10 protein-coding genes are annotated in these 12,818 nt (G+C 51.7%); 5 read left to right on the forward strand and 5 right to left on the reverse strand.

Features of this window, described 5'->3' with window-relative positions; genetic code table 11:
- Window positions 1-9: 9 nt before the first annotated feature.
- The 5 genes from MET42_RS0111840 to MET42_RS0111860 all read right to left on the reverse strand — a co-directional run bounded on the left by MET42_RS0111840 (window position 10) and on the right by MET42_RS0111860 (window position 4,298).
- The gene (locus MET42_RS0111840) at window positions 10-1,071 is read right to left on the reverse strand and encodes a microcin C ABC transporter permease YejB (RefSeq protein ID WP_019883237.1); all 1,062 of its coding nucleotides are present in this window, start codon (window positions 1,069-1,071) and stop codon (window positions 10-12) included.
- Window positions 1,072-1,299: 228 nt separating this feature from the next.
- A complete protein-coding gene (locus MET42_RS0111845; protein WP_019883238.1) occupies window positions 1,300-1,842 on the reverse strand; it encodes a cytochrome b in 543 nt (180 codons plus the stop codon).
- 8 nt (window positions 1,843-1,850) lie between these two features.
- Entirely contained in the window at window positions 1,851-3,179 is a 1,329-nt protein-coding gene (locus tag MET42_RS0111850; RefSeq protein ID WP_019883239.1) for an LLM class flavin-dependent oxidoreductase, read from the reverse strand.
- Between the two features lie 64 nt (window positions 3,180-3,243).
- A complete protein-coding gene (locus tag MET42_RS0111855; RefSeq protein ID WP_019883240.1) occupies window positions 3,244-3,948 on the reverse strand; it encodes a class II aldolase/adducin family protein in 705 nt (234 codons plus the stop codon).
- Window positions 3,949-3,992: 44 nt separating this feature from the next.
- Entirely contained in the window at window positions 3,993-4,298 is a 306-nt protein-coding gene (locus tag MET42_RS0111860; RefSeq protein WP_232411546.1) for a hypothetical protein, read from the reverse strand.
- A gap of 375 nt (window positions 4,299-4,673) precedes the next feature.
- Here MET42_RS0111860 and MET42_RS0111865 point away from each other — a divergent pair, with 375 nt between their 5' ends.
- The 5 genes from MET42_RS0111865 (at window position 4,674) to MET42_RS0111885 (ending at window position 12,771) form a co-directional block, all read left to right on the forward strand.
- Window positions 4,674-7,091 (forward strand): TonB-dependent receptor, encoded by a 2,418-nt coding sequence (locus tag MET42_RS0111865; protein WP_019883242.1) that lies wholly within the window; start codon window positions 4,674-4,676, stop codon window positions 7,089-7,091.
- Between the two features lie 85 nt (window positions 7,092-7,176).
- A complete protein-coding gene (locus MET42_RS0111870; protein ID WP_019883243.1) occupies window positions 7,177-9,021 on the forward strand; it encodes an ABC transporter ATP-binding protein in 1,845 nt (614 codons plus the stop codon).
- Window positions 9,014-10,855, forward strand: coding sequence for an ABC transporter ATP-binding protein (locus tag MET42_RS0111875; protein WP_019883244.1), 1,842 nt, complete (start codon window positions 9,014-9,016; stop codon window positions 10,853-10,855). Before MET42_RS0111870 ends, MET42_RS0111875 begins: the two co-directional genes overlap by 8 nt.
- A 174-nt stretch (window positions 10,856-11,029) precedes the next feature.
- On the forward strand, window positions 11,030-12,058 hold the full coding sequence (locus MET42_RS0111880; RefSeq protein WP_019883246.1) for an ABC transporter substrate-binding protein: 1,029 nt from the start codon (window positions 11,030-11,032) through the stop codon (window positions 12,056-12,058).
- Window positions 12,059-12,135: 77 nt separating this feature from the next.
- The gene (locus MET42_RS0111885; protein WP_019883247.1) at window positions 12,136-12,771 is read left to right on the forward strand and encodes a trans-aconitate 2-methyltransferase; all 636 of its coding nucleotides are present in this window, start codon (window positions 12,136-12,138) and stop codon (window positions 12,769-12,771) included.
- Window positions 12,772-12,818 lie beyond the last annotated feature (47 nt).

Raw genomic sequence — 12,818 nt, forward strand, 5'->3', positions numbered from 1 at the left:
ACTCCGGCCTTACGAATCTTGACTATCAAACTTGATGCGGGGATCCACCAATACGTAAGCAAAATCGCCCAGCAACTTGATAAACAACCCCACTAAGGTAAACAGATATAGCGTGCCCAGTACCACCGGGTAATCACGGCTATTAATGGATTCAAATGAAAGCAGGCCCAGGCCATCTAGGGAGAACAGAGTCTCGATCAGCAGGCTGCCGGTAAAAAAAGCCATGATGAACGTAGCAGGGAAGCCCGTGATCAAGGGCAATAAAGCATTTCTGAACACATGCTTCCACAAGACCTGGCGCTCGGACAAACCTTTGGCACGCGCCGTCAGCACATACTGGCGGCGGATTTCTTCAAGAAAGGTGTTTTTCGTCAGCAGTGTTTTGAACGCAAACGTGCTGACGACAGAAGCCGTCACCGGCAAAGTGATATGCCACAAGTAATCGGTGGTTTTGGCCAACGGGCTGAGTTCAGCCCAGTTATCCGAAGTTAAACCACGCAGCGGAAACACGTCCCAGAACGACCCCCCGCCAAACAGTACAATCAACAGCACACCTAATACAAAACCAGGAATAGCATAACCAAACAGCACCAGGAAACTGGTGATAAAGTCAAAACTGCTGCCCGCCCTGACCGCTTTGGCGACGCCTAATGGCACTGCAATTAGATAGGTCAATGTAAACGTCCAGATGCCCAGTGCCACTGAAACGCCTAATTTATCCTTAATCAGATCCCAGACACTCTGATTGCGGAAATAACTTTCTCCCAGATCAAAGTGCGCATAATTCACCAGCATCTGCCAGTAACGTTCCAGCACAGGCTTATCAAACCCATACAAAGCAGTAAGTTGTTCAACCTGCTGCGTATCGATGCCCTGCCTGCCACTATAACTCCAGCCACCTGTGCTGGAAGAACCATCAGCACCTGAGCGTGCGTCTTGTGCATCAATTTGCGCAATGGCACTATCGACCGGCCCGCCGGGCACAAACTGGGTCACCAGAAAAGTGAGTGTCATCACCCCGATCAGGGTGGGTATCATCATCAGCAAGCGTTTTAACAGGTAATGCCACATATTATTTTCTAAGGGATCAAGGTTGATGACTACATCGGGTCGATGAGGTATTGCAGTTTCCGTACCAACTGTTGATTTCTTTTTCAGGCGGCAATGAAATTAAACTTATTTATTTAAAATCATCAGCTTATGGATTTTTAAAGACAAAAGCACGAGAGAAGGGGAACAGGGCGTGTGATGCGCTGCCAACAGCTGCGGATGGCAGCTGTTGCAGGAAACACATTTAAATCAGTGACGGGGAGAGCTAAACCAGAGTCGATTAATCAAACCATTTTTTTGCACAAACTGGTGCCAGACAAACGCGGCAACATGCAGGCTCAGCAACCCGGCCAACACATAGGCGGTCACACCATGCCAACCCATGATCTGGTGTGCCAGATCTTTATCGATAGCAAACAGCGGTTCCCAATGAAACACAAACAGGTTAAAGCCATGATTAAATGCGCTCGCTAACAACCCAGCACCTGGCACAACAAGGATCAGCGCATAAATAAAAATATGCGCATAATGTGCCAACTGCACTTGCCAGCGGCTGCCCGGCACATGATCCGGCACGGCATGCGTGAGGCGCCAGTAGATTCTGAACAGTACCAGCGCAAATACAATGAGACCGAATGACTTGTGATAGTTGTAGATGAGTTTGCGCAGCGGCGTTTTAGGCAGGTCAGGCATCAAGAAACCGACCACTAACAGGCCAATAATTAACAGTGCCAACAACCAGTGCAGCACAATCGCGGTGTTGTTATAACGTTTGAGGGTACGCGTTTGCATAAAACACCTTATTTTGTATGAGGATTAACCGGACGATTGAGACCCAGATTCTCACGGTAGGTTTTGCCTTCATACTCTGTGCGGAAGATACCGCGACGTTGTAATTCCGGCACCACCAGACGCGTAAAGTCTTCCAGGCCTTTGATCGAATATGGCGGGACCACATTAAAGCCATCTGCTCCTTTTTCCACAAACCATTGCTCTATGGTGTCAGCCACGCTTTTCGCCGAACCGATCGCTTGCAAATGACCACGCGCCACGCGGAATTTCAGTACCAGTTGACGAATCGTCAGGTTTTCACGGCGGGCTAATTCGAGTTGTTGCTGAAAACGGCCACGGCCATTCTCACCCGGATCATAAGCTAGGTCTGGCAATGGGCCATCGAGTGGATACTTGGATAAATCCTGCCCGCCAAACTCTAAATCCGAAAAATCGACCAATGCCTGCAACTCGCCATATTTGTCCTGTGCTTCCTGATCCGTTTCAGCGACAACGACATTCAGGCCAGGCGTAATTTTGAGCTGATCTTCAGCACGGCCATATTTTGCCATGCGTGATTTCACGTCAGCATAATAGGCCTTGGCCACTTCTAACGACGTGGCTGAGCTATAGGTCATCTCGGCTTCGCGTGCAGCAAATTCGCGGCCGGTCTCAGAATTACCTGCTTGCACAAATACCGGGTAACCTTGAATCGGCCGCGGGAAATCCAGCAGGCCTTCTGACTTGAAATATTGGCCGTTAAAATTGACCGGATGGCCTGAAGCCGGATCATAAAATTGCCCGCTCTGGCGGTTAGGGTGATCAAACGCATTGTCATCCCAGCTATCCCACAACGCCTTGGTTAACTGGATAAACTCACTGGCGCGCTCATAGCGCTCCTCATGGGTAATCGGTGCTTCTATGCCAAAGTTTTTGGCAGTGACAGGATTCAATGACGACACCACGTTCCAGCCGGCGCGGCCACCGCTCAAGTGATCGAGTGAGGTGAACTGGCGCGCCACATTGTATGGGTCAGAAAAGTTAGTATTCACTGTCGCTACCAGGCCGATATTTTTGGTCTGAGAAGCAATTGCCGACAGCAAAGTGAATGGCTCGAAATGAAAGTTGTTCGGGTTCTTGACGGACTGTTTGTCTATCACACCCGAACGACCAATAAAGTCAGCCACAAAAAAAGTATCAAACTTGGCTGCCTCGGCAATCTGGGCGGCACGTATCCACCACTGCAAATCCGGGCGTCCGTTCTCCGTCCATGTCGGGTGCAACCAGCCTGCCGGATGGTGTCCGTAACGTAACAAAAATACATTCAGGGCCAATCGCCTTTTTTTGCTTTGACTCATGATCAACACTTTCAATAAAAAGTCGGGACAAGCTGACCTTGCCCCGACTGACAGAAAAATAAAATTAAGCTGCTTTTTGCTTGAGCAGATCGGCAATAAAACGCCCGGAATATTGCTTGGCTTTTTCTACCAGGCCAGTGCGTTTCCATTGCACTTCGAGTGCACCCGGCGTGTATTCTTTAGCGCCACCGACTTGTTCAGCCAGTGACTGGAAGCGTGCAGCCTCTTCAATCAGCAGTACCAGCTGTGAGGTACCGATAATGCCCTTGCCCCAGATATTGGCGCCACCGTTGGACTCCAGTAAGGCTGGCGGTGGTGCCAGTTCGGGATGGTTATCCAGGCGCTCGGAAATAATCGACAACACGCTGCGGGTGCGGTCAAGATGGTTAGGAATCTCGCGCGCCAGCAAATAACGCTGCGCCGCCACATACAAAATCGGGAAGTTGATTTGTGCCAGTGACCACGCCGCCAGATAAGGCGTATGTGCATGAATCACAGTGTCGGCATCAATGCGCGATTCGTGCAGGATGTGATCTTTCTTTTCAGAGAAAGTATCAATGCTCACGACTGGATCACGTGAACGCTCCCATGGCCATGGAAAGCGGATATTGAGCAATTTGTCCTGGCCTGGGATTTTGTGCGTGATGTGATAAGTCCAGGTCGCAGACAAGGTACCGGTTTCTTTCAAAAAGTTGAAAGAATGCAAAGCATCGGCCTTGGCCTGCTCTACATATTTGATTAAATCTGAATCTGTCAAGATTTCGCTCATGGTTTAAGTCTCCTGTTTAAATAACTTACGCGGCTTGCGCGGCTTCAAAGGTTGTCAATTACGGTTGCTGTTTGACCCATACGGCATGACAAATGAATCGCCTGTTTTTGCGAAGAGACAAGCGGACTCATGACAACTTCGGTCTTGATGTCAATGACAGGTTGAATGGCAAACAACATGCCAACGTCATCTGCGCCACCGCGTGATATCGCTACAGCCCTGTATCTACGAGGCTGCTCAGCCTTTTCACACCCCTGCTCAACGCTAGCGCACATCAAACAAACAGTGCTGCTATCAACATCACACTGCTCATCTGGCAACACACCATGCCTGTTTTGTTGCTGTTGCAACAAATATCCATACTTATCGCGGGGATGTCGTTTTCTGGAGGGTGCGACCTGCTTTTGTGCTAGCCAAGCCAACTATTTTTCTGCTGAATACCTGGCCTTTTTCACGCGCTCTCCCGTCAAGAATGCCGCCCGGGATGATCTGTTGAGAAAGTCATCCAGATTGCTTACAAGTGTTCATTCAGCAACATTCTGCCTCTTAACTGTTTGCGAAAAATGTTGCTAACAAAACAACTCTTACTACCTCCCGCACCTCTCATAAAAATGTTTTTCACTTAAAAATCATACAGTTAAAAACATAACAAGTGATTGGCACGATTCATGCCCTTGAGCTTTCAACACTTTCTTAAGTGCTTCATCTCAACTCAAGGGAACATTATGAAAAGAACTAGAGACACCATCGGCGCGCAACAGCCGAGCAATCTATGGAAACAACGCACCGTCAAAGCTGCCGTGTTAAGCGCATTTGCCGGTTCATTAGCACTCAATCCCGCCTGGGCGGCCGAAGAAGAAAAAGTCGTTGAAAGCCAGGAAGCAGAAACGGCAGACAACAAAAAGTCTGATGAAACCCAGGCACAAGAGTCCTCACTGGGTAGCGTGACCGTCACCGCCAACAGACGTAAGGAAAACGCGCAAAAGATCGCTACCCCAATCACTGTACTGAAAGGCAAAGACCTGCTGGACCAAGGTGTCGGCCGCTCGGCACAAGAAGTATTCAACTATGTACCTAACGCCACAGCAGTGGGTCAGCAACATGGCCGTCCACGCTGGTGGATTCGCGGGGTCGGCGCAGGCCAGCAACAGCTGGACTTGGCGAGCCCGATTGGTTTTTACCTGGATGAGGTGTATATCAGTAACGCTTCTGCCACAGGTTTTCCGCTATTTGACCTTGAGCGTGTAGAGGTGCTGCGCGGCCCACAAGGGACCAAGTACGGTAAAAACACCACGGGCGGTGCCGTGAATATTATTTCGCAAAAACCTTCACTTAAAGAAGGCAAAAATGATGACTATATCAAAGCAGATTACGGCACATTTAACGATAAAGTGCTACAGGGAGGTTTTAATGTCCCGCTGATTGAAGACCGTCTGGGGGCACGTATTTCGGTCTATCAGGAAGATATTGATGGCCGTTTTAACAATATTTTCAACGGCACCAAAGATGGTGGCCTGCAAGACGGCGCGATTCGTGGCCAATTACTAGGCAAGATTTCCGACGATGCGGAAGCCTTGCTGAATGTACACTACCGTAAGTACAAAACGGACGGCACCATCCTTAACACCAACAGTTATGCCGCCAATGGGGTATTACGTGGTGGCTATGCACCGAGTACCGGTTATAACGATGTGAGTACCAATGCCGACAACTGGAGCAACACCTCGCAAACCGGCGCCAATCTGAACTTCAAATGGAATGTCGGCAAACTGGCCCTCACTTCGATCACGGGGTTCGAAGGCTTTAAAAACGAAGCCCTGACCGATAATGACAACACGCCACTAGAACTTTCCCGTCAACACGTGGACAGTGAAACACGCCAGGTATCCCAAGAGTTCCGCATCACCTCGCCACGCGAAGACCAGTGGAACTGGCTGGCTGGCGTACACCTCTTCAGGGAAAATATTGATAGCGCCACACAGACGGGCAAGCTGCCGGCCTCACAAGTCGCAAACTCCAGTAATGCAGGCTCTGGTGCCAGCGTCACCTACAATGACAGCGTACTCAAACACGAGACCACCAGCTTTTCATTATTTGGCAATACGACCTATAACTGGACTGAAGATTTCGCCACGTCTGCAGGGTTGAGCTGGAGTCGCGAGCGCAAGGAATACGATTTAAAACGTAGAGGCTCCACTGGTGTAGGTTCATACAGCAGCCTCGGCCGCTGGTGGGAATCATATACAGGTGCCTTCTCTCCAGCCGGGACGCTGACCTCCGGGACTTTCAGTGTCAACGATTCTGCTACCTGGGATCGCTGGAGTTACGACTTCACCCCTGAGCTCAAGTTATCTCCAACAGACCGCGTTTTCTTTAAGTATGCGCACGGCATCAAGTCTGGCGGCTTTAACACGGCCGCAACCAACCTGGCCGCAGTTAACCAGGTCAAACCTGAGCAACTGGACTCTTACGAGTTAGGCTATAAGTCTGAATGGCTGGCAGGTCGGTTGAATTTTAATGCCACAGCGTTCTACTACGACTATCAAGATGTCCAGGTGAACGTGGTAGGCTTTAACGCATTGGCAGGCGCAACGGTCTCCTACCTGCAAAACGTCAATAAAGCCAAGTCTTACGGCCTGGAACTGGAAGTGCAAGCCTTGCCAACCAATGACTGGTTTGTGAGCGGCAGCCTGGGCTTGTTAAGCACCAAATATGAAGACGCCCAGATCTTGAACAACGGTGGTAACTTTGATGGCAACCGCCTGGTGCGCGCGCCTAACGTCACCGCCAACCTGCTGACCAATTACACATTCCATGTCGATAACGGTGCCAAAGTGGTTGTGGGGGGCGATGCACGTTTCCTGTCCAAACAATACTACTTTGTCACACCTCAGGGAGTTGATAGCAATGGCGTTTACCGCTCTGCACTTGAGCAAGGGGCCTTTACGATTGTGAATGCGCGCATTTCGTATATCACCCCAGGCAATAAGTACACGGTGACAGCCTACGCCAACAATCTGTTTGATAAACACTATCTGCAACACTCGACACCATCATACAGCGCCGGACAAGGCGTGTTTGGTGACAACCTTTACCAGGGTGCGGTCAGAACTGTAGGTGTGTCTTTCGCAGCAGCGTTCTAACGCCTGTAAAAACACCTTTGTCAGCGCCAGGGCACCTCGTGTGTTCTGGCGTTTTTTGATTGAGCCTTAAACAAAGGAGGACTGCTTGAAGTCCTATATCAATACACAAGAAAATGGGCTGCATGCGCCATCGCCGCGCGCACCTTTCTTTCAATTAAAACAACCCTTGCTACGCTGCCTCGCACTCTATGCGTACATGCCGTGGCAATTCAGTTTCACTGCCCTGCTGTTTATCCTGGTCAATGCGGGGATGGCATGGCAACTGTGGCTAGTGGGACAGATTGTGCAATCCATCCATATTGGCGAATTTATTACGCGCAATGCGCAGGGTGTGCTTGATGTGAGCAATGCCCGTCACTGGCTGACACTGCTCATTGGTGTGGCTGTTGGCCGCGCTGTCTTGCAATATATCGGTGGCGTGATGTCACTCATTATTGGCCAGGAGTTGTTATATATCCTGCGCGAACGCATTTTGCACCAGGTACAACGTTTGGACCTGGCCTATCACTGGCAACATGGCATTGGCGAAATTGTGACGCGCACCACGCGCGATGCTGATAAGGTGCGTGACGCCCTGATTAACTTCTGGCGACAGGTATTTGAGGCCACCATCTGGGTGCTGATCTCCGTGGCGGTCCTCAGTGCGTATCACCCACTGATTGGTTTAGGCACACTACTGCTGGTCGTTGCCGGCATGTGGCTGTTCGTCAAACACACCAACACGCTGGTGATTCTCGACCGCGAGGTCGGCAATGCTTATGACCAGGTAAACCAGGAGCTGAGTGAAGGCGTCAATGGCATTCGTGTGATTAAAGCGTTCGGGTTGGAGTCCGCCCGTACTAAACACTTTGCCAGCCTGGTCGATACTTTTGTCGCCCATGCGCATACCGCCCTGGCATTTGCCGCCAAAAGAATTCCTTTACCGCAGATTGTGATTGGCTTTAGCCAGGTTTGGATTCTGGCGTTTGGTGCGTATCTGGTCAGCAAAGGTAGCTTGAATATTGGCCAACTGGTGGCGGCCTTGCTCATTGCCAATGCCCTGGTGTTCCGCGTCGAAGGTATCGGCCGCGTGATGCAGGTGTTTGCTGATGCCCGCTCATCAGCCACCCGCATCTGGGAGCTGCTGGATGAAGAACCACATATTCTGCCTGGCCCGCACACGCTGGCGACGCAGGCACTGGGGTTTCGTTTAACTAACGTAACAACCCAGGCACCGAATAGTGACCAGGCCATTTTGCATCATTGCAGCCTGGAAGTCAGCCCGGGTGAAACCGTGGCTATCGTCGGTGCAACCGGCGCAGGCAAGAGCTCACTGGCCGGACTACTGCCACGGTTGCTGGATGCCAAACACGGCAGTGTAGAAGTCGGCTCAGCCTGGGCAGGCTGGCACGATGTCAAAACCTTAAATCTGCAACAGCTACGTAAATCTGTACACGTTGTGCCACAGGAAAGCTTCCTGTTTTCTGACACGCTGGCGGCCAACTTACGCCTGGCTAAACCGGATGCCACCGACGAAGAGCTGTTACAGGCGCTGCATCTCGCCGCCGCCGATGAAGTACTGGAAAAGCTCAGCGATGGCCTGCAGACAAAAATCGGCGACAGAGGCATCACGCTGTCTGGCGGTCAACGCCAACGCATCAGCCTGGCACGCGCTTTTTTATCGGCGCCATCGATACTGGTGCTGGATGATTCCACCAGCGCACTGGATGCCATTACCGAACGCAAGGTGCTGGATAACATCCGCAACCTGCGCCACAGCAGCGGCAAGAACACCACGGTGCTGATTATCGCCAGCAAGCTTTCAACCATTTTACTGGCAGATCGCGTCGCAATGCTGGCTGAAGGACGCATCATCGCCGAAGGTACGCATGAGGACCTGATACAAACCCATTTCGCTTACCGCGATTTAGTTGGAGTGCAACATGGCTGAAAAATTAAGACAAGAACGCGCGCTGAATGACATCGAGCTTGAGCAGGCGTTAGCGAAAAAAAGCCTGGACCGTAATATGTTCTGGCGCTTGCTGCCATTATTGAAACAGGTCTCAGGCAAAGTGACGGCGGTTATTTTGCTTGAAGCCTTACTAGTCGGCGTGATTTTTATCCGGCCATGGTTTTTACGTGAAGTCATTGATCACGGCTTTATCCAGACCGCCCAAGGCATAGCCCTCAACACGCCCTTGCTGGTCTGGATGAGCGCAGGCATGGGCCTCAGTTGGATCGTGCGCTTCGGTGTGTCCGGCTTATCGCAATATCTTTCCGGCAGTGCGGCCGTGCATATTCTCAACAGTTTGCGCGTGCAGGTGTTCGCACACCTGCAACAGCTGAGCATGCGCTACTTTGACCAGACCAAAGCCGGGCGCATTATCTCGCGTGCTGACCGTGATATTGATGCACTGGAGCCGCTACTGATTCAAGGCCCGCCAGAGCTTCTGTCAGCGTTGTTACGCTTTGTGGTTGCCAGTGTTGCCTTGTGGGTGATTTCCCCCAAGCTGTTACTCGCCCTGGCCAGCATCGTGCCGGTGCTGTTTGCCGCGACCTGGTTATTTAAACGTATCTCGGAAAAAAACTGGGCCAAAGTGGCCGAGGCCAGGGCGCGCTTTACCGCCCACCTGGTAGAAACCGTGTCTGGCGTACGCATTATCAAACAAACGGTCGTTGAGGAAGATAACGCGACCCGTTACCGCGCGTTATTGCACGACTTTAATACCATCCTGATCAAAGGCAATCTCAGATCGAGCTGGTTTTTACCGCTGACACAAGTACTGAGCACCGTAGGCATGGCCTTTTTACTCGCTACCGGCAGTTTGGGCATTGTCGAACATGAAATGACCGTCGGCCAGATCGCGCAGAGCCTGTTTTACGTGCAGCTATTTCTAGGCCCGCTACAAGAGTTGAATGACCTGTTTGAACGTTATTCTACGGGTGCCTCTTCAGCACAACGCATCTTCCTGCTGCTGGATACCGAGCCGGAAATTGTGGACCCGGCAACGCCACAACTGCCGACGGTGCGTGGCCATGTTGCTTTTAATAATGTGCATTTCAAATACAACCCGCAAGCCTCTCACTACGTGATTCAGGACCTGAGCCTGGAAATCCCGGCCGGCCAAGTGCTGGCGATTGTCGGGCCAACCGGCCACGGCAAAAGCACGATTGTGCAGCTGCTGACCCGTTTTTATGAAGTGAATGCAGGCGAAGTGCTGGTTGATGGCATCAATGTCAAAGACTACGCACAAACCAGCTTGCGACGTAAAGTGGGCCTGGTGTTACAGGATAATGTGTTGTTCAGCGGTAGCGTGCTGGAGAATTTGCGCCTGGCCGCGCCCGAAGCCAGTGACGCTGAACTGATACACGCGGTCAAAGAACTGGGCGCCGATGAAATTCTGGAGCGATTGCCGCAAGGGTATGCGACGCAAGTCGGGCCGTTGGGCGCGTTTCTGAGCCACGGTCAGCGGCAGTTGGTGTGTATTGTCAGGGCCTATCTGGCGAACCCGGCCATCCTGGTGCTGGACGAAGCCACCTCTGCCGTCGATCTGCAAACGGAGCGCAAAATCCAGACTGCCTTCAGGCACTTATGTGAAGGTCGTACCGCCATCATCATCGCGCACCGTTTATCGACTATCCGTGATGCCGATGCCATTGCCGTGATTCGTGATGGCCAAGTGGTAGAGAAAGGCTCGCATAGCCAGCTGATTGCACTAGATGGCCATTATTCGGGCTTATACAAAGCCTATCAGGAAGCCTCTGAGGCCTCGCTGGCCGCTTGATGCTGTCAAACCAACAGTTAGCCGGGAGCGGATGTTGCACAGGCAACAAAGTGTCCGCTCCCGTGCAATACCAAAACAGCTATCTTTTTGATTATTAATAGAATTAATCGCTGGCACGCTTCCTGCAATTGATTGAGTTCCCAAGTCGTATTCACTCACAATCAGGAGACAAGCATGTCCGCAGATAACAAAATTGATAGCATTTGGTACACCCGCTGCCCGGTGCCCACCCCACTTGGCCTCGCCGCACGCGAAGGCTGGATCAGCAGCGAATTTGTGCAAGATGGCATCGCCATCAATACCTTGCAGGAAACCCAGGATCCAGAGTTGCTGGAGTCACACTACGACCACCGCCTGCCGCACTCTTTCCGCCAGGGCGGCAACGTGCCAGCGATCTGGGCCAAAGCCAGAGGCACAGACACCAAAGTCATCGGCCTCAACTGGGTAGACGAAGCACAATTGATCGTGACGCTGCCAAATTCAGGCATTACAAAAGTTGAACAACTCAAGGGCAAACGTATCGCGTTGCCTGTACATGACATCAGCATTGATCACCAGCGTGCCAGCGCTTTACGCGGCATTGTGGTGAGCCTGGAAGCCGCTGGGTTGACACCGAAAGACGTAGAGCTGGTTGATATTCCAGTTGAGAAACAACCGCCAAGCATCAGCTGGGCAGCAGGCACGCGTGCTGCCTATGCCGCGGAGTACAAGGCATTAGAGAGCGGCCTCGTCGATGCCATTTATGTGAAAGGTGCCCGCGGTTATGAAAGCGCCAATGCCCATGGCGTCACCATTATCTACGATGTTCGTCAGCATCCCGATCCTATCGTGCGATCAAACAACAGCGCACCGCGTCCAATTACTGTCGACGCAGCGTTGCTGCGCGACCGTCCTGACCTGGTAGTCCGTTTTTTGAGCCGCATTGTAGATGTGGCTGAATGGGCAGCCAAACACGAAGCTGAAACTGTGGCCTATATCGCCAAAGAATCTGGTTCAACTGACGAGTGGGTACGCAAAGCCTACGGTGACGACGTGCATCTGCATCAAGGCACCAACCTGGATGCACAAGCGATCGCCGGGCTGGAGGCCTACAAAAACTTCCTGCTGGAGTGGGGCTTCCTCAAGGGCGACTTTGACGTCAATGCCTGGATCGACCCGGCACCACTGGCAGAAGTGTTCCGCCTGAAGAAAAAAGCCGCTTAATCCACCAGCGCATATCGACAGGTATTGCCGACCGGGAATACCTGTTGTTTCACCCACACCAATAATTGACATGACACATGGTTGCCGAGATTCCCAGCCCGATCGACTTAAAGCAAACGGCAGATGCCGAGGAGTGGGCACGCACGGCATTGATCAAGCGCCCGGCGCGAACTGAATTTATTGCAGCGTTTGCCGACATCGCACGACAACATGCATCACAGAAAAGCATACGTATCCTGGAGCTAGGCTCCGGCCCTGGTTTCCTGGCCGAACACCTGCTACGTACATTTCCCCAGTGCCAATATATTGCGCTGGACTTTTCACCAGCCATGCACACGTTAGCCAAGCAACGGCTGGGTGTGTCTCTGGACCCAACAAAGAAACCGATTCAGTTTTTAGAGCGAGACTTTCTTGACCCGAACTGGGTGCAAGGCCTAGGCCAGTTTGACTTGGTAGTCACCATGCAAGCTGTGCATGAACTACGCCACAAATCACGCACCAGTACCCTGCACACCCAAGTGAGAGGCCTGCTCAATAGTCACGGCCACTACCTGGTTTGTGACCATCACACGGATACAGGCGGCATGCACAACACCGAGCTATACATGTCCATCTTGGAGCAACAATCATCTTTGGCAGAAGCTGGCTTTAACCATATAGAACTGATTCTGGAGAAAGCAGGCATGGCACTGCACCGTGCGCACTGTCATTAGGGCTGTGCGTTGATGCCAACACCAGCCCTCACAACCGAACAACCATA

Origin of the sequence: Methylophilus sp. 42, from assembly GCF_000384155.1 — a bacterium.
In the GTDB taxonomy this organism is placed as follows: Bacteria; Pseudomonadota; Gammaproteobacteria; order Burkholderiales; family Methylophilaceae; genus Methylophilus.

What these genes read in the sequence shown, in the direction of transcription:
- MET42_RS0111840 (WP_019883237.1), bottom strand. Translation starts at nt 1,071, where the DNA reads ATGTGGCATTACCTGTTAAAACGCTTGCTGATGATGATACCCACCCTG.
- MET42_RS0111880 (WP_019883246.1), top strand. Translation starts at nt 11,030, where the DNA reads ATGTCCGCAGATAACAAAATTGATAGCATTTGGTACACCCGCTGCCCG.
- MET42_RS0111865 (WP_019883242.1), top strand. Translation starts at nt 4,674, where the DNA reads ATGAAAAGAACTAGAGACACCATCGGCGCGCAACAGCCGAGCAATCTA.
- MET42_RS0111845 (WP_019883238.1), bottom strand. Translation starts at nt 1,842, where the DNA reads ATGCAAACGCGTACCCTCAAACGTTATAACAACACCGCGATTGTGCTG.
- MET42_RS0111855 (WP_019883240.1), bottom strand. Translation starts at nt 3,948, where the DNA reads ATGAGCGAAATCTTGACAGATTCAGATTTAATCAAATATGTAGAGCAG.
- MET42_RS0111885 (WP_019883247.1), top strand. Translation starts at nt 12,136, where the DNA reads ATGGTTGCCGAGATTCCCAGCCCGATCGACTTAAAGCAAACGGCAGAT.
- MET42_RS0111850 (WP_019883239.1), bottom strand. Translation starts at nt 3,179, where the DNA reads ATGAGTCAAAGCAAAAAAAGGCGATTGGCCCTGAATGTATTTTTGTTA.
- MET42_RS0111875 (WP_019883244.1), top strand. Translation starts at nt 9,014, where the DNA reads ATGGCTGAAAAATTAAGACAAGAACGCGCGCTGAATGACATCGAGCTT.